Source organism: Nocardia sp. NPDC056100, assembly GCF_042266325.1.
In the GTDB taxonomy this organism is placed as follows: Bacteria; Actinomycetota; Actinomycetes; order Mycobacteriales; family Mycobacteriaceae; genus Nocardia.
The window spans coordinates 1896020-1911993 of record NZ_JBHJVY010000002.1; the positions used below are offsets into that span (position 1 = coordinate 1896020).

At 66.0% G+C, this 15974-nt stretch carries 17 protein-coding genes; 8 read left to right on the forward strand and 9 right to left on the reverse strand.

Annotated elements, in window-relative coordinates:
* Window positions 1–15 precede the first annotated feature (15 nt).
* Window positions 16–822 (forward strand): LysR family transcriptional regulator, encoded by an 807-nt coding sequence (locus ACFC0O_RS21240; protein ID WP_375960333.1) that lies wholly within the window; start codon window positions 16–18, stop codon window positions 820–822.
* Between the two features lie 63 nt (window positions 823–885).
* Here ACFC0O_RS21240 and ACFC0O_RS21245 read toward each other — a convergent pair whose 3' ends face one another.
* Window positions 886–1464, reverse strand: coding sequence for a TetR/AcrR family transcriptional regulator (locus ACFC0O_RS21245; RefSeq protein ID WP_375960335.1), 579 nt, complete (start codon window positions 1462–1464; stop codon window positions 886–888).
* A 139-nt stretch (window positions 1465–1603) separates the two neighbouring features.
* Between ACFC0O_RS21245 and ACFC0O_RS21250 the strand changes: the two genes are divergently transcribed.
* Window positions 1604–2551 carry an SDR family NAD(P)-dependent oxidoreductase gene (locus ACFC0O_RS21250; RefSeq protein ID WP_375960337.1) on the forward strand — a complete coding sequence of 316 codons (948 nt, stop codon included), beginning with the start codon at window positions 1604–1606 and terminating at the stop codon, window positions 2549–2551.
* Between the two features lie 12 nt (window positions 2552–2563).
* Here ACFC0O_RS21250 and add read toward each other — a convergent pair whose 3' ends face one another.
* The 6 genes from add to ACFC0O_RS21280 all read right to left on the reverse strand — a co-directional run bounded on the left by add (window position 2564) and on the right by ACFC0O_RS21280 (window position 7633).
* Window positions 2564–3592: an adenosine deaminase gene (gene add / locus ACFC0O_RS21255; RefSeq protein ID WP_375960339.1), complete on the reverse strand. Its 1029-nt coding sequence runs from the start codon at window positions 3590–3592 to the stop codon at window positions 2564–2566.
* A gap of 42 nt (window positions 3593–3634) precedes the next feature.
* Complete coding sequence (locus ACFC0O_RS21260) at window positions 3635–4390, reverse strand: ABC transporter permease (RefSeq protein ID WP_375960780.1); 756 nt, start codon at window positions 4388–4390, stop codon at window positions 3635–3637.
* Window positions 4391–4456: 66 nt separating this feature from the next.
* A complete protein-coding gene (locus tag ACFC0O_RS21265) occupies window positions 4457–5281 on the reverse strand; it encodes a hypothetical protein (RefSeq protein WP_375960341.1) in 825 nt (274 codons plus the stop codon).
* Between the two features lie 75 nt (window positions 5282–5356).
* The gene (locus tag ACFC0O_RS21270; RefSeq protein WP_375960343.1) at window positions 5357–6148 is read right to left on the reverse strand and encodes an alpha/beta fold hydrolase; all 792 of its coding nucleotides are present in this window, start codon (window positions 6146–6148) and stop codon (window positions 5357–5359) included.
* 14 nt (window positions 6149–6162) lie between these two features.
* Entirely contained in the window at window positions 6163–7017 is an 855-nt protein-coding gene (locus ACFC0O_RS21275) for an alpha/beta fold hydrolase (RefSeq protein WP_375960345.1), read from the reverse strand.
* 4 nt (window positions 7018–7021) lie between these two features.
* Window positions 7022–7633, reverse strand: a complete 612-nt coding sequence (locus ACFC0O_RS21280; protein ID WP_375960347.1) for a TetR/AcrR family transcriptional regulator — start codon at window positions 7631–7633, stop codon at window positions 7022–7024.
* 118 nt (window positions 7634–7751) lie between these two features.
* On the opposite strand from ACFC0O_RS21280, the gene ACFC0O_RS21285 reads away from it, so the two are divergent.
* Together ACFC0O_RS21285 and ACFC0O_RS21290 are read left to right on the forward strand one after the other, a co-directional pair.
* Window positions 7752–9092 carry a M20/M25/M40 family metallo-hydrolase gene (locus tag ACFC0O_RS21285; RefSeq protein WP_375960349.1) on the forward strand — a complete coding sequence of 447 codons (1341 nt, stop codon included), beginning with the start codon at window positions 7752–7754 and terminating at the stop codon, window positions 9090–9092.
* A gap of 28 nt (window positions 9093–9120) precedes the next feature.
* On the forward strand, window positions 9121–10386 hold the full coding sequence (locus ACFC0O_RS21290) for an alpha-hydroxy-acid oxidizing protein (RefSeq protein WP_375960351.1): 1266 nt from the start codon (window positions 9121–9123) through the stop codon (window positions 10384–10386).
* 1 nt (window position 10387) lies between these two features.
* Here the strand turns inward: ACFC0O_RS21290 and ACFC0O_RS21295 are convergent, their stop codons facing one another.
* Window positions 10388–10834, reverse strand: coding sequence for a DUF4279 domain-containing protein (locus tag ACFC0O_RS21295; protein ID WP_375960353.1), 447 nt, complete (start codon window positions 10832–10834; stop codon window positions 10388–10390).
* A gap of 109 nt (window positions 10835–10943) precedes the next feature.
* On the opposite strand from ACFC0O_RS21295, the gene ACFC0O_RS21300 reads away from it, so the two are divergent.
* From ACFC0O_RS21300 to ACFC0O_RS21315, 4 genes are all read left to right on the forward strand, one after another.
* Window positions 10944–12338 carry a sensor histidine kinase gene (locus ACFC0O_RS21300; RefSeq protein WP_375960355.1) on the forward strand — a complete coding sequence of 465 codons (1395 nt, stop codon included), beginning with the start codon at window positions 10944–10946 and terminating at the stop codon, window positions 12336–12338.
* A 90-nt stretch (window positions 12339–12428) separates the two neighbouring features.
* Window positions 12429–13667: a hypothetical protein gene (locus ACFC0O_RS21305; RefSeq protein ID WP_375960782.1), complete on the forward strand. Its 1239-nt coding sequence runs from the start codon at window positions 12429–12431 to the stop codon at window positions 13665–13667.
* A gap of 89 nt (window positions 13668–13756) precedes the next feature.
* Window positions 13757–14713, forward strand: coding sequence for an undecaprenyl-diphosphate phosphatase (locus ACFC0O_RS21310; protein ID WP_375960784.1), 957 nt, complete (start codon window positions 13757–13759; stop codon window positions 14711–14713).
* Window positions 14710–15522 carry a hypothetical protein gene (locus tag ACFC0O_RS21315; RefSeq protein ID WP_375960357.1) on the forward strand — a complete coding sequence of 271 codons (813 nt, stop codon included), beginning with the start codon at window positions 14710–14712 and terminating at the stop codon, window positions 15520–15522. Before ACFC0O_RS21310 ends, ACFC0O_RS21315 begins: the two co-directional genes overlap by 4 nt.
* Here the strand turns inward: ACFC0O_RS21315 and ACFC0O_RS21320 are convergent.
* Window positions 15519–15962: a PaaI family thioesterase gene (locus tag ACFC0O_RS21320; RefSeq protein ID WP_375960359.1), complete on the reverse strand. Its 444-nt coding sequence runs from the start codon at window positions 15960–15962 to the stop codon at window positions 15519–15521. The genes ACFC0O_RS21315 and ACFC0O_RS21320 overlap by 4 nt on opposite strands.
* Window positions 15963–15974 lie beyond the last annotated feature (12 nt).

The window sequence follows — 15974 nt, forward strand, 5'->3', positions numbered from 1 at the left end:
CCATACCCTGTGGGTATGGATCAGGTGGACTTCGCGGACCTCGAATACGTCGTCGCGGTCGCCGATGAACTCAGCTTCACTCGGGCCGCTGCGCGCTTGGGTATTACCCAGCCACCACTGTCGCGGGCCATCGCCAAGCTCGAAAGACGGCTGGGAGTAAGGCTTTTCGAACGCACCAGCCGCGCGGTCACGCCCACCGACGCCGGGTTCACCTTCGCCGCCGATGGGCGGGCGATCCTCGCCGCCACCCGTGCCGCCGTCGAACGGGTACGGTCCAGCGACGCGTCGCGCCCGCTGAGTCTTGCGGTCCGCCCGGCGATCGGATCCGGTCTGCTGCATGACATTCTGGCTCGCACCGAAGGCTTGGCGCTCCCGATTCCGATCCGCGTGCACCTCACCCGCAGTCCCGCCCGGGCCGTGCTCAACGGTGATGCCGACGCCGCACTCAGCTGCCTCACCACCGCGCCCGCGCCGCTGCACACCGAGGAATTGATCGAACAGCCAACCGTCGCGCTGCTGCCGAGGAATCATCCACTCGCGCAACGTTATTCGCTACAGCTCGATGAGGTCACCGCGCTGCCCGGCCATCTGCATACATGCCCGGATCTCGACCTGGATGAGATCATCGACCACATCCATCTGCGCAATGCCTCCGCGCTCGCCAGCCACGATGTCATCCCCCGGCTCGGTGAGCACGTGCGGGCGGTCCCCGTCATCGACGCCCCGGGAACCACACTCGGTCTCGTACATCACCCCGAAAGAACACACCCCCGCTTGGCCGACCTCATCACTCAGGCACGCCGGGCCGCGTACGTCGCATAGCCCAATGATGCTCTGCACCAACCGATATCGCCCCGGCGGAGCCGCTTGTCGATCAGTGGCAACTCACACGGAAGAGCTATGGTCGCGCAAGCCGTCCACGAGCAGATCCAGCAATCGGCCGGCCAGGTCTCGCTGTTCGGGTTCCCCTGCGATCAGGGTTATTCCACCCAGGCCCATCAATACATCGCTCGGGTCGACGTCGGTGCGAATCGTGTGATCCGCCGCACCCGCGGTCATGAGCAGGGACAGCGAACTCGCCAGCAGCGCACGGGTATTCATGATGTCGGCTTCGGACATGAGCACCGTGCGCAGGGCCTCGATCATCGCGTTCTTCGTCGCCATGAAGTCGACGAAGTGGTCCATCCAGACGCGAAGCGCCTGTGTCGCAGGCATTGTGGTGAGCAGGTCCGGCGCTGAGTCGCACAGCCGGGCGACCTCATTGCGATAGGTCGCCTCGACGAGGGTTTCGCGGGTGGGGAACCGGCGGTAGAGGGTGCCGATTCCGACACCGGCGTCCTTGGCGATCGCCTTGAGCGATGCGCCGGTCCCGTCGGCAGCGAATGCGCGCGCTGCGGCCTCGAGGAGACGGTCGTGGTTGACCTGGGCGTCGGCGCGGAGTGGGCGGGCGTTGTCGGGTGCCATGGTCTCTCATCGGTCGGGGACGGTCTTGCCAAGCGGAGTCGGCTCCGCTTATCCTCGTTAAGCGGACGCGGCTCCGTTTATGAGTGTAGGGGACGGTCCGCTCGATCCGAATTCTCCGGAATCAGAAAGCAGCGTTGTCATGAGCAGCAATCGCATCACCACCCCGTTCGGCGCGCAGTCGACCGCCGCCGAGGTCATCGCCGGAGTCGACTGCACCGGTCGGCGCGCCATCGTCACCGGCGGCGCGTCCGGGATCGGCACCGAAACCGCCCGCGCCCTCGCGAGCGCGAATGCCGAAGTGACCCTGGCCGTGCGCAATCTCGCCGCGGGTGAACTCGTCGCGCGCGACCTCGTCGCCGAGACCGGCAACAAGCAGGTGTTCGTCGCTCCACTCGACCTCGCCGACCAATCCTCGATCGCGCGGTTCGTCGCCGATTGGCAAGGGCCGCTGCACATTCTGGTCAACAACGCGGGAATCATGGCCACGCCGGAAATGCGGACCCCACAGGGCTGGGAAATGCAGTTCGCCACCAACCATCTCGGACATTTCGCACTGACGACCGGCCTGCACGACTCGCTCGCTTCGGCGGGCAACGCGCGAATCGTCGCCGTGAGTTCGGTGGGGCACGTGAACGGCGAGGTGGTGTTCGACGACATCCACTTCCGGCACCGTCCCTATGACGCGTGGGAAGCCTACGGGCAGTCCAAAACCGCCAATATCCTGTTCGCGGTCGAGGCGAGCAAGCGCTGGGCAGCCGACGGGATCACCGCCAACGCCCTGAACCCGGGACGCATCCCCGACACCAACCTGAGCAGGCATATCGGCGACGCGGGGAACGCACCCGCATCGTTCGAACCCGACAGCACGGCGGTGTCATGGAAAACCCCCGCCCAGGGCGCCGCCACCTCGGTCCTGCTGGCCGCCTCACCGCTGCTCGAGGGCGTCACCGGCCGCTACTTCGAAGACTGCAGCGAGGCGGAACCACACCGCCCGGGCGTCCGCCGCGGCGTCGCCGCATACGCCCTCGACCCCGCCAATTCCGCACGGCTATGGCAAGTTTCGCTCGACACCCTGGCTTCCGCCTGAGCGCCTCACCGATCAGGTGTTATCGCCGACGTATCGGTCGACTTCAAGCAGGAAGTGCTCGCGTCGGGCAGTGGAAATCCATGATGCCTGGAATGAGTTCTTGGCCAATGCCACGACCTGATCGATCGTCACTTCGGCCGAATTGGTCAGGGCCACATAGTTATCCGCGGCGTATGCACCGAAGTACGATGGGTCGTCGCTGTTCACCGTTACCAGGATTCCGCGGTTCAGTAGGGTGAGGATCTCTTCGGACTTGCCGCTCTGGGTGACGAACGAGTTCGATACCGGGCAGCAGGTGAACGCGATTCCCCGGGATCGAGCGAGCTCCACCAGCGCATCGTTCTCGATAATGTTGGTGCCGTGGTCGATTCGGTCCACACCGATATCTTCCAACGCCTGGCGGATGTGCTCGATCGAGTTGTCCTGGTCGATATCACAGTGCATCGTGAGCAGGAAACCCTCGCGGCGGGCGCGCGCGAATACCTCCGCGAATTTGCTCGGCGGATTGCCCCGCTCGTCGGAATCGAGGCCGACCCCGATGATCCACTCCTTGTAGGGCAGCGCTTCCATCAGTGTCGCCATCGCGTATTCCGCGGACTGATCGCGCAGGAAACACATGATCAGCTCGGCGGAGATGCCGAACTCCCTGCGCGCCTGCACAATTGCCGACCGGTACCCCGAGATCACGGTATCGAATCGCACCCCGCGGCTGGTGTGCGCCTGCGGGTCGAAGAACATCTCGACATGCCGTACACCGTCCGCGTGTGCCCTGGTCAGATAGGCGAAGGCCAGGTCGTGGAAGTCCTGCGCCTGCTGCAGCACCCGCATCGCCGGGTAGTAGACCTGCAGGAACGAGGTCAGATCGTGGAATTGGTACGTCGCTTCGACCTCGGCGACGGTGGATTCGGCCAACTCGATGCCATTTCGGCTGGCCAGCGCGAACTTCAATGCCGGTTCGAGCGTCCCTTCCAGGTGCAGGTGCAGCTCGGCTTTCGGAAGTCCTCGAATGAATGCCGCGAGATCTGTTGTTGCTGTGGCCATTACGGCTATCACCTTCCGGTCGGTGGATAGGACTGGTGCGATTCAGTTGCTTTCGTGCGCGCGCCGTTGAATCCAGCCGCGTGAGATCAACTCGACGGTAACCGCGACCGCTACCGATTGCGCGAGCAACAGCCCCAGCAGCACCAGCACCTGTACCGCCGCCGCCTGCACCGCGGAACCGCTGGCGAGCAGCACACCCACGAAAGCGCCTGGCAGCGTGACCAATCCGACGGTGCGAGTCTGATCGACACCGGGCAGCAGCGCGTCACTCGCGGTGCGAATGACGACTTCCCACCGGGCATCCCGATCGGTGAACCCCAGACTCAGCGCGGCCTCGAACTCCCCGTGCCCGACGATCAGCGCGTCCAGGGCACGACGGGCCGCCAGCGATGTCGCGGTCATGGCACCGCCGAGAACAATTCCGCCGACCGGTACCACCGCAATACCTGTCATCGGAACCACCCCGCTGACCAGCATCGGCAACAGCGCGGCGACCGCTCCCGCACTCAACGACAGCACCAGCCACGCCCCCGACCATCCCGCGTCACTGCGTCGTGTGGCCGTGACGACCGCCGCCCCGAACATCACCAGCAGCACCAGCAGCGAGGACCACAGATGCGCGAGCGCAACCGCCAACACCGATGCGACAGCGGCGAGTTGGACCACCGCCCGCACGGCCGCGGCGGGCGCGGTGATCATCGGTCCGAGGCGCGCCACCCGGTACACCACCGCCGCGCCGGCGACCAGAACGACGCAGACGATCGCAAGCCCGACTCCCGGAGTCGCTACTGTGCTGATCCCGTACCTCCTAGCGCGCTGCGGTCGAGTGCATCACCAGTGAACAGGTAGCGCGGTTCGACTCCGCTACCGACTCACCGATTGGGCAACCGTATCGGCGTGATCAGGCAGGGCACGGTTCACGCCGGATGCGCGAACGATCGCGATAACGCTCACCGCAGCAACCCCGGCCAACGCACCGGCGGCGGCATCGGTGGCTCGATGCGTCCCGGCGGACAGCGCTGCCACACCCACGACTCCTACCGACGCGACCACCAGCGACCAGATCACCGCTGCCTGCCGCGACGAGCGCCCGTCGACTCCCGCGCACATCATTGCCAAAGCTCCTACAAGCGCGGTCACGCCACCGATGGGCGCGCCGGGAAACGTGCCGGCGTTCAGCACCCCCAGCCATGTCCCCCCGGGTTGCTCGTGATCGGCGAGCAGTTTCACGCACCACCCGGTGACGAACACCAGAACAACCGGAGCGGTGATCAGCGCTGCCGCGCTCCGACGACGCGTGCACACCAATATCGTTGCGACAACCACTGTTTCCGCGATGACGATCCGCGGATCGCTGAGCCTGTTGACCGTCCCCGCGACCGCTGTCGACGTGCCGGTGCGGTGCCGGGCGAACCAACTGCTCACGAACGGGTCAGCGCGCGTGAGCCATCCACCGCGTTCGATCTGCACCGTCACCAGTGCGAACAGCATCGCGACCGCGATCGTCCGCAATCCCGCTCGCCGCCCGGGCGCATAGAACTCCTCGGGCACCACCGCGATCGGGCGGAACACCGACACTGCGAACAATCCGGCAGAGACGGCCACCGTGCCGATCACGGCATGGACGCTGTCCGCGTGGCTCCAGGCTTCCGAACACACAGCTCCGACCATTTCGAGGACTTCCGACACCGGCTCAGTATCGAGACCTGGCGCTGAGAGGACGCTGAGCCGCTTGGGCGTGCGGTTCGACTATGCCCGCTGCCTTCAGGATTCGCGCGTGCGTTCCAGCAGATCGCGCACGGTAGCCAAGGTTTCGTCCGGATGATCGAGGTGCAGATTGTGCGCCGCGCCGGGCCAGCGGATCAGCGGTGCCCCCAGGCGTTCGGCGAGACGGGCGTGAGCCTGCGCTACCTCATGGCCCTGTTTACGGTCTGCGGTTACCAAGACCGCGGGCACCCGCGGAAGGGCGGCCTTGTCGAGTTCGGCTGAAATCTGGCCGATTCCGCGCACGGCCTGCGCCAACTTGATGACGTCGAGGGCTTCCAGTTTGTCGAACGCGGCCTGGCAGTCGGGTCGCAACTCGCTTCCTCGTACGCTGCGGCGGATACCCGAGCGCACCAGGAGCTGTAGGGCGCGACGCAGCAGCGGGATCGAACCCAGCTTCTCGACCAGGCCCATCGATCGCTCGAGGCGGGCGCAGCCGCGGCCGTCGGTGATCGGCGTGGGATCCAAAAGCACCATGCCCGAGACTATTTCGGGATACTCGGTCGCGAGTAGCACTGCCACCGCGCCACCCAGGCTCTGCCCGACGACCACGACCGGCCCGCACTCGAGTGCGGTGATGACCCCGGCCAGATGGGATGCGGCGGTGGCCAGCGAACCCGGTTCGGTCGAACTGCCGGTGCCCGGTCGATCATGTTCGATGATTCGACAGCCGGGAGCTGCGAGCAGCCCTTCGACGAGCCCCGGGAAGAATCCGGCGCTCGATTCCGCGCCGCCGGGCAGTAGCAACACGGGAGTCCCTGTGCTGCCGTGGATTTGAACATCGTTGCGCATGATTCGGTTCGTCCTCACCGCGCGCTGGCCAGCACGGCCGTGTAGAACTCGGCCAGCAGGTCGGGTCCGGGTGAATGCCCGACCTCCGTCCAGTTGACGAAGCGGCAGTCCGGGAGTTGTTCGGCGATCCTGCGTGCCGCCGATACGGGTACGTTGCGATCCTGGTCGCCGTGCGCCCACACGACGGGGACCGCGACCTGTGACGGCTCGAATCCCCATGCCCCGCCGAAGATCGCGCGGTAATCGTCGGCCATGCCCTGAACGCCGGGGGCGAGCGCGTCATCGATGGACCGCTGTCGGGACTCGGCATGTTCAGCCCACCGGAGTTTGTCGATGTCCGGTGCGTCCGCCAGGACCGCGGCGAGTCCCTGCTCGAGCAGTGACGTCCGCACCTGATTCAGCAACTCGCGCAAGGCCGCCGGTTCGTCCAGCCGCGCCATGACCGCCTGGTTGATCGCGACCTGACCGTCGATCTCCTCAGCGAGCAGCGGTGCCGCTCCCACGAACACACCGACCGACCGGATCCGCTCGGGCGCGGCCACCGCCAGCGCGAGCGCGTGCGGGCCGCCGCCGGATCCGCCGACCGCGAAAACCCGGTCCAGGCCGCAGACATCCAGAATCGCGAGGGTGTCCCGAGCAGCATCATAGACCGATCGACCGGGTAGGGGGCCGGTCGCGCCATAGCCCGGACGATCGGGGGAGATCACTCGCAGACCTTGGCGGAGGTATCCATCGTGGTGGTGGGCGACACCGAGTCGGCCACCGGGTGTGCCGTGACTGAAGACGATGGGGACCCCGTTCGGATCGCCGTATTCGGCCCAGGCCACTCTCCGGCCGTTTTCGACTGTGCACGTGCGCAATTCATCCATCGGATCAGCCTTTCCGGGGTCCGGCGGGAATGCCGGCGAGTCGATGCAGCCCGAAGTCGAAGTCGGCGGCGAGGTCCAGGCCGGGGTCGATCGCGGCGTGCAGGACCAGGCCGTTCATCATCGCCATCACCACACGGCTGAGGGTCGCGGCATCGGATTCGGTGATGTCACCGCCGATTTCGCGCAATTGCGCGGCGAGTTCATCGCACACCTGCGTGATCGACGCGCGATGCCGTTCGGCCAGCGTGGGCTTGCGCGCGGCGAGGACCGTGAATTCCGCGGAGACCAGGAACCATTCGCGGCGCTCGCTCATGGCCTGGGAAAGCCACTCCCCCATCGACTTCGGTGCGTCGTCGGGCTCCGCATCGGTCCAGCGCGCGGTCAGCGAGGCGGCCTTGCTCTCCATCAGCGCCAGGAACAGTTCCTCTTTGCTCGCGAAGTGCGGGTACACCGCGCCTTTGGTGTATCCGGCCTGCTCGGCGATCCGATCCAGCGATGTTCCCGCGTAGCCGTGCTCGCAGAACAGCGCGTAGGCGGCGTCCAGCAGGGCCTGCCGGGTTTCGCGACTGCGCCGGTCACGGCTCGATTCCCGGGGTTGACGAACCTTTGCTTCCATGTAACCTAGGCAACACTCGTACCAACGGTATGTCAAGTACCACCAGTATTTCAGGAGGGCATCGTGGCCCATCGAATCATCGGCGCACCGCGTTCACAGCTACGAAGGAAGTTCGGCAATGGTTGACGAGAATCGCCTGCTCGAGGATCTGACCGGCTTCGTCGCGGTGCCGTCGGTGAGCGCGGATCCGAGCCGCGAGCAGGATGTACAACGGTCCGCGCAACTCGTGGCCCAGGCGTTCGGATCGGTCGGTGTTCAGGCGCGGGTGGTGACCCGGCCCGGCGGGCTGCCCGCGGTGATCGGGCGGCGTGAAGGTCCGCCCGGAGCGCCGACGGTCCTGCTCTACGCACACCATGATGTGCAGCCGGTCGGAGATCGGCAGGCTTGGCAGTCGGATCCTTTCACGCTGACCCGCCGCGAGGGACGGCTCTACGGGCGCGGTACCGCCGATGACAAAGGGGCGATCGCGGTGCACCTCGAGACGCTGCGCTGCCTCGGTCCAGATCTTCCGGTCACGGTGACCGTGCTGATCGAGGGCGAAGAGGAGATCGGTTCACCCACATTGCAGTCGCTCCTCCTCGAACAAGCCGACACGCTGCGCGCCGACGTTGTCATAGCGCCGGACGCGGTCAACGCGGATGTCGGCATTCCGTCGCTGACCGTCTCGCTGCGCGGGCTGCTGAACATCCTGATCACGGTTCGCACGGCCGAAACCCCGGTGCACTCGGGCGTTTTCGGCGGTGCGGTGCCCGACGCGGTGACCACACTGTGCCGGCTGCTGGCCTCGATGACCGATGAGACCGGTGCGGTGTCGATCGCGGGTATCCACCCCGGCCATTGCGTGTCCACCGCCGGACCGGATCCCGCCGATATACGTACGCAGTCCACCATGCTGCCGGATGTCGAGTTCGTCGGGAAAGGGTCCATGTCTCAACGACTTTGGGATGGACCGGCGTTGACGGTCACCGGCATCGACGCGCCACCGGCCGCCGGTGCCGCCAATATTCTTAGCCCGGCCGCTCGCGCCGCGGTCAGTATTCGCTTGGCTCCGGAACAGGATCCCACCGAGGCACTTCAGGCGGTCGAAAACCACATCCGCGCTAACGCGCCCAAAGGAATTCGGGTGGATATCGAGCCGGTCGCCATGGGGTCCGGCTGGCGTGCCGATCCGGAAAGCCCGCTGACCGCCGTCGCACAGGATGTGCTCGCCAACGCTTTCGGCAATTCAGCGGTCACGCTGGGAGTCGGGGGTGGAATTCCGTTCATCGCCGCTCTGCTCGAGACAATGCCCGAGATCGATGTCCTGGTGACCGCCGTACAGGATCCCTATACCCGGGCTCACGCACCGGACGAATCGGTGGCGCAGTCGGCGCTGATTTCGGCGACCCATGCCCAGATCGAATTGCTCCGCCGCCTCGGCGCTCGGTATCAGACCACCAAAGCGGCTGTGACCCAATGATTTCGACTACCCACAGATCGGCTTGCACATGTCAGCGTTGACCTCCACGTCCGCCCCCACCGCGACGGGCACCCTTCTCCACGGTCGCCAGCTGCCGCGCTGGTCCGAACTCCGCCCGCTCATGCGCAGACGGCCCTTCATCGCCGATCCCACCGACAGGCGACTGGCGCGCGCCCACACGATCGAGGATCTGCGCGCGATAGCCCGCCGTCGGACACCGCGATCGGTGTTCGACTACGTCGACGGTGCCGCCGAGGGCGAAGTGAGCATCGGCGCCGCGCGACAGGCGTTCCGGGACAGCACCTTCCATCCGCGCATCCTTCGGGACGTGTCGTCGGCGACGCCGGAGACGACCGTCCTCGGCGCGCACAGCGCCCTGCCGCTGGTGCTGGCGCCGACCGGCTTCACCCGGCTCATGCATCACGAAGGCGAGCTGGCCGTGGCGAGTGCGGCCGCCGCCGCCGGAATCCCGTACACGTTGTCGACCATGGGCACGACATCGATCGAAGAACTCGCACAGCTGCACTTGCCCGGTGCGCGCAACTGGTTTCAGCTGTACCTGTGGAAGGACCGCGACGCGAGTCTCGGGTTGATCGAACGCGCACGCGCGGCGGGCTTCGATGCCCTGGTGCTCACCGTGGACACCCCGGTCGCCGGTGCGCGCATGCGCGATGTCCGCAATGGATTCACGATTCCGCCCACGCTGACCGCGCGCACGGTGGCCGATATCTCGCTGCATCCCGCGTGGTGGTTCAACCTGCTCACCACGCGTCCGCTCGAGTTCGCGTCATTGTCCTCATGGGGTGGGACCGTCGGAGAGCTGGTCAATCACATGTTCGATCCGAGTGTGGGACCACAGGATCTGGCCTGGCTGCGTTCGCAGTGGAAGGGAAAGCTGATAGTCAAAGGCATTCAGAGCGTCGCGGATGCCCGGGTGGTCACCGATCTCGGAGCGGATGCGATCGTGCTGTCCAATCACGGTGGGCGGCAACTGGATCGCGCGGTGACCCCGCTGCGGCTGCTGCCGGACGTCGTGGCCACGGTCGGCGATCGCACCGAAATCATCATCGACACCGGCATCATGAATGGCGCCGACCTTGTCATGGCGGTCGCGCTGGGTGCATCCGCCGGAATGGTCGGGCGCGCATACCTTTACGGGCTGATGGCGGGCGGCAGCCGGGGTGTCGCCCGGGCGCTGACCATCCTCGAAACACAGGCGACGCGGACGATGCAGCTCCTCGGGGTCGAACGACTCTCCGAGCTCACGCCCGCCCATGTCAGGCTGCGCGAATAGGTCAGCGCGCGAAGTCCTGATCGGTGACGGCATATTCCTCCACCTCGAGCTCGGTTCCTGTCGATACCAGGAACTCGAGCACAGGCGTCGACAGATGCCATGCCTTCGGCAGCGGCTCGTCGAACCCACGGGGCGCGATGCCCGCCGGATCGCCCTGGAAATAGCGCACGATCCGCAGCACCGGTAGGACGGCATGATCCGAGCACAGCGAAATCAGCTGGGAACGGATCGGATTCATCCGTCGGATCAGCGCGTGGATCTGCCGGTCCACGGGGTCCGCACCGCGCTCGATGAGAAGCCAGGCGTGGCAGGGCGGAACGTTCGCCGCCGCTGTCCAGCTGCCCAGCTCATGGGTCTCATCGGGTGGCACCCCGAGCCACGCGGTGAGGTCCGACGCGGGCACTGTCGTGCTCTCGAGGGCGAAGCAGCAGTACTGATGGATTCTCACGAACCCTCGGCAAGCGGCGCTGTCATGGTCACCACGTTGGCAGCGGACCGCTGTGAACACGCTGAGAGTGAACAGCGCTCGGGGCGGAACGGGCTGCATGATGGCGGACATGGTTGATGTGTCAGTACTGCTGCGGCCCGCCCGGTGGGGATTGCGCGTGCGGTCGGCGGTGCTGAGCACCGCGGTGCTCGCGGTGGTGTTCGCCCTCGGCGCGCTCGCGGGCCTGTGGCTGATGTATCAGTCACTGCTCGAATCGGTGGATTCCACCGCGTCGGGGCGGGCCAGTGAGTTGGCCGGGCAGCTCGCGCATCGCGCGCCCGCCCAGGCCGATGAGGGTCTGTTCGCCCGGGATCGGACGATTGTCGCGGTGCAGGTGATCAACGCCGAAGGCGCTGTGGTGCGGGCCTCGTCGGAGGCTGAGATGTCCAAGCCGCTGATAACCCCGGTGCCGGACTCCTCGCCCGGTGTCGAGGTGCCCGAACTCGATGATGTGCGGGCGGCCACCCGCACCGTCTCCGGGCCCGACGGCGTTTTCACGGTGCTGGTCGCGGTCAGCAATGAGGAGGCCGAGGAGACCGTCCGCAATGTCGGGCTCGTGGTGGCGGTGCTGGCTCCCCTGGTGCTATTGGCGTCCGCCACGGCGACATACGCTCTGGTCGGGCGGTCGCTGACCTCGGTGGAAGCGATCCGCCGTCAGGTCGCCGCGATCGATGCCGGGCGGCTGGGGGATCGAGTTCCGGTGCCGCAGACCACCGATGAGATCGCGCAGCTGGCGGTGACGATGAACGCCATGCTCGACCGGATTCAGGAATCGGATGCCGCGCGACGCCGGTTCATCGCCGATGCCTCGCATGAGCTGCGCAGTCCGCTGGCGACCGTGATCGCCGCGCTCGAGCTCGGTCGCGATCATCCCGGGATGCTCGACGCGGAGATGATCAACGCGACCGCGTTGCCCGAGGCCGAGCGGATCAAGCAGCTCGTCGAGGACATGCTCACGCTGGCCGGGGCGGATGAGAACGGAATGCGGCTGGCCACAGTCGATGTCGACCTCGATGATCTCGCCGCCAACACCGTCGCGACACTGCGCCACGACCACCCCGGGCTGGCGGTGGAGGCGCAGCTGCATCCCGCCCGGGTCGTCGGCGATCCGAGTGCGCTGCACCGCGTGATCCGGAATCTGACCGATAATGCCGCCGCCCACGCTCGCACCGGGATCGCCGTCACGGTCGAATCCGGTTCCGGCACAGCGCGAGTGATCGTCGACGACGACGGGCCGGGCATTCCGGTCGCCGAGCGCGAGCGGGTCTTCGAGCGGTTCGTCCGGCTCGAAGACGATCGCGCCCGCACCTCCGGCGGGACCGGTCTCGGGTTGGCGATTGTCGCGGAAATCGTTCGCGCGCACCAGGGTTCGATCACGATCGAGGATTCGCCACAGGGCGGTGCCCGGCTGGCTGTCGAGCTCCCGGCCGCGCCGGTCGATCGGCCCGGGTCATCGAACGAATAGCTCACTGTCCATCGGCCGGACAGATGGGCGTCGGATCCTTCTCAGCGTTGTCACAGCGGTTGCTGACTACGGTCACCAGCCGTGACGGAGATGACGAATTCGCAGGTCGGCACCGGTCGCCGGATGCTGAGCAAGGTGCCGGAAGTGACCGTGTGGTTCTGGGTCATCAAGATCCTGTGCACCACGGTCGGGGAGAGTTTCGCCGACTGGATCAATATGACCCTCGGGGTCGGCCTCGGGCTGACGGCGGTGCTGTTCACCGTGATTCTGGCCGGGGTGCTGGGCTGGCAGCTGCGGCTGAGCCGGTACGTGCCGTTCGCGTACTGGCTGACGGTGGTCGTGCTCAGCGTCACCGGAACCCTCTACACCGATATCCTCACCGACAGCCTCTCGGTCCCACTCGTGGTGAGCACCAGCGTGTTCGCCGCGGTGCTGGCCGTGGTGTTCGCCGTGTGGTTCGTGCGCGAACGCACGCTGTCGATCCACTCGATCGTCACCACACCGCGCGAGGTGTTCTACTGGCTGGCGGTGCTGGTCACCTTCGCCCTCGGGACCGCCGCGGGCGACTGGACGCTGTCGGTGACCGGATGGGGTCCCGGTGTTTCGGTGCTGCTGCCCGCCGGGCTCATCGCCGCGGTCGTGCTCGGCTGGCGGCTGGGGGCCAATGCCGTACTGGCCTTCTGGCTCGCCTACATCCTCACCCGACCACTCGGCGCCAATCTCGGTGACTGGCTCGCCTCACCCACCGCGGACCACGGACTCGGGCTGGGCACCGCGCTCACCAGCGTGCTGTTCCTGGCCGCGATCCTGGCCACCGTCGTGTACCTCACCCGCACCCGCGCCGACGTCATCTCCGCTCAAAACACCTCCGCCGCACGTGATTTCACACCAGAACGAGAACGACTCATGCTCGGGTACTACGCGGTGGTCGCCGTCGTAGCCGGTGCTCTGGTGGCCTGGGCCGCGGCGCAACCGCACGCTTCGGTCGGCGGAGACGACGAACCCGGTGCCACGGCATCCGCGTCCGATCTCGCGCCGGGGCAGGCGGGGGCGCACTTCCCGTCGAGCGATATCGCGAACTTTCGCGCCATCACCCAGGACACCCTCAGCAAAGTGCAAGCGGGACAACAGAATGACGCCAAGTCTCGAATCAAGGATCTCGAAACCGCCTGGGACCGTGACCAGGACACGTTGCAGGCCATCGACGGCAAATCCTGGACTGTGATCGATGGCCAGATCGATGCGGCATTGAAGGCTGTGCGGGCGAGCAAGCCGGACCCGATCACCGAATCCCAGGCGCTGACCACTTTGCTCACCACCTTGGGATAGCAGCACCGCACCTCCACTAATCACTTTGGCCCGCAGACGGTTTCAACCCACTGCGGGTCGTCGAGCACGCTCATACTCACCGAATAGGACTGTGCATGGCCATCAGCTATCTGGAATCCATCGTCGTCGGCGCGCTCCAGGGGGTGAGCGAACTGTTCCCCATTTCCAGTCTCGGGCACAGCATTCTGCTGCCCGCCTGGATCGGCGGGCAATGGGCGAAGGATTTGGATATGTCCGCCAAGAACTCTCCCTACCTGGCCTTGCTGGTAGCCATGCATGTGGCCACCGCACTCGCCCTGGTGATCTTCTTCTGGCGCGACTGGGTACGGATCCTGGGCGGACTCTGGGATGCCGTGCGTACGCGCCGGATTCGCACACCCGAGGCACGGCTGGGCGTGCTGCTCATCGTCGCCACGATCCCGGTGGGGCTGGCCGGATTGGCACTCGAGAAGACCGTGCGCAACCATCTCGGCACCCCGATTCCGACATCGATCTTCTTGGCGATCAACGGAATTGTTCTGCTGTCCGCCGAGAAGCTGCGCAGGCGTGAACCGAAAGTCACCGAAATAGCCACTCCGACAGGGTATTCAGCGGATCTGTCCACTCTGGAGACCACGGTATTGCCGATCGTCGATCACGACCAAGCCTCCGATACCCAGCTGTCCAAGCTCGGGATGCGGGACGCCGTACTCATCGGTTCCGCGCAGATCGCCGCACTGTGCCCGGGAATCAGCCGCTCCGGCTCGACCATCGCCGCCGGACTGTTCAAGGGCCTGCGACACGAGGACGCAGCCCGCTTCGCGTTCCTGCTCGCGACCCCGGTCATCCTGGCCGCCGGTGTCCTCAAGACACCGGAACTGTTCAAGCCCGAGAACCACGACATCCTCGGCCCCGCACTGGCGGGCTCGGTGGTAGCCGGTGTGCTGTCCTACATTTCGGTGAAATTCCTGACCGCGTACTTCGAAACCAAGACCCTGACCCCGTTCGCGATCTACAGCCTCATCGCGGGCGTGGGCAGCCTGGCGTACTTCGGACTGCACGGATGATGGCCACCGCAATCCGGGGCGATTACAAGCTCCCACAGGTCACCGCCGGATTCTGGATTCTGAAGATCGCCGCCACCACCCTCGGTGAGACCGGCGGCGATCTGCTCGCGCAAACCCTGAACCTCGGCTACGCCGCCGCCTCGGTGCTGTTCCTGGCGATCTTCGCGATCAGTCTGCTGATCCAATTGCGTGCGAACCGCTTTCACCCCGCCCTGTATTGGACGGTCATCGCCGCCACCAGCACGGCGGGCACGACGATCTCCGATCTGCTCAATCGCGGGCCCGGCTCGGACACCTCCACCGACGGCGGACTCGGCTACGGCGGCGGCGCGGTCGTCCTGATCACCGGTCTCACAATCGTTTTCACCATCTGGAAGCTGAGCGGGCAGACCTACGACGTTTCCGCGATCACCACCCGGCGCGGCGAAATCCTCTACTGGTCAGCGATTCTGCTGTCCAACACGCTCGGCACCTCGGTCGGTGACTATCTGTCCGACAGCTCCGACCTCGGCTACTGGGGCAGCGCCGCGCTCATCGCCCTGATCATGGCTCTCATTCTCGCGGCGCACTACCTCACCCCGATCTCCGGCGTGCTGCTGTTCTGGACAGCATTCATCCTCACTCGTCCCCTCGGCGCGACCGTCGGCGATCTGCTGTCCAAACCGCACGACAAGGGCGGACTGGCCTTCGGAACCTGGGGCACGAGTGCGGTGCTGCTCCTTGTGCTCGTGGTGGGGGTCAGACTCCACCACAGCTCCATCCGCGCCGCTTCCACAGCCCCGCAGAAGACCAGTACGGGAATCCATTAGGAGGTCGGCAACGCCATGAGAGTGGCCTGCATGAGAGCGACCGGGCCTGCGCCGTTGGTGTCGGATACGACCTCGGCCGTGCAGACGGTGAGGGTGCGGCCGGACTTCACCACCGTCGCGGTCGCCAGAAACCGTTGTCCTACAGCGGGACTCATGAGGTTGACCTTGAACTCCACGGTGAGGATGTCACGGTCGGGCGGTTGCAATGACATGGCGGCGTAACCGCATGCCGAGTCGGCCAGGGTGGTGATGGCACCGGCGTGCACGAAACCGTTCTGCTGGCACAGGTCCTCGCGAAACGGTAGTTCGAGGACGACGCGACCGGGGGCCAGGCTCGTGATGCCGATTCCCAGTGTGCCGAGCAGGGTTTGGCGACCGATGCTTTCGCGCAGTCGCGCTTCTTGGGAAGGGCTCAAGGTGCCCGCGTTATCGGTTGACATCGATTCCCTCCG

Bases quoted from the DNA above. Each gene is read 5' to 3' on its own strand.
- ACFC0O_RS21240 (WP_375960333.1), top strand. From the start codon at position 16: ATGGATCAGGTGGACTTCGCGGACCTCGAATACGTCGTCGCGGTCGCC.
- ACFC0O_RS21245 (WP_375960335.1), bottom strand. From the start codon at position 1,464: ATGGCACCCGACAACGCCCGCCCACTCCGCGCCGACGCCCAGGTCAAC.
- ACFC0O_RS21250 (WP_375960337.1), top strand. From the start codon at position 1,604: ATGAGCAGCAATCGCATCACCACCCCGTTCGGCGCGCAGTCGACCGCC.
- add (WP_375960339.1), bottom strand. From the start codon at position 3,592: ATGGCCACAGCAACAACAGATCTCGCGGCATTCATTCGAGGACTTCCG.
- ACFC0O_RS21270 (WP_375960343.1), bottom strand. From the start codon at position 6,148: ATGCGCAACGATGTTCAAATCCACGGCAGCACAGGGACTCCCGTGTTG.
- ACFC0O_RS21275 (WP_375960345.1), bottom strand. From the start codon at position 7,017: ATGGATGAATTGCGCACGTGCACAGTCGAAAACGGCCGGAGAGTGGCC.
- ACFC0O_RS21280 (WP_375960347.1), bottom strand. From the start codon at position 7,633: ATGGAAGCAAAGGTTCGTCAACCCCGGGAATCGAGCCGTGACCGGCGC.
- ACFC0O_RS21285 (WP_375960349.1), top strand. From the start codon at position 7,752: ATGGTTGACGAGAATCGCCTGCTCGAGGATCTGACCGGCTTCGTCGCG.
- ACFC0O_RS21290 (WP_375960351.1), top strand. From the start codon at position 9,121: ATGTCAGCGTTGACCTCCACGTCCGCCCCCACCGCGACGGGCACCCTT.
- ACFC0O_RS21300 (WP_375960355.1), top strand. From the start codon at position 10,944: ATGGTTGATGTGTCAGTACTGCTGCGGCCCGCCCGGTGGGGATTGCGC.
- ACFC0O_RS21305 (WP_375960782.1), top strand. From the start codon at position 12,429: ATGACGAATTCGCAGGTCGGCACCGGTCGCCGGATGCTGAGCAAGGTG.
- ACFC0O_RS21315 (WP_375960357.1), top strand. From the start codon at position 14,710: ATGATGGCCACCGCAATCCGGGGCGATTACAAGCTCCCACAGGTCACC.
- ACFC0O_RS21320 (WP_375960359.1), bottom strand. From the start codon at position 15,962: ATGTCAACCGATAACGCGGGCACCTTGAGCCCTTCCCAAGAAGCGCGA.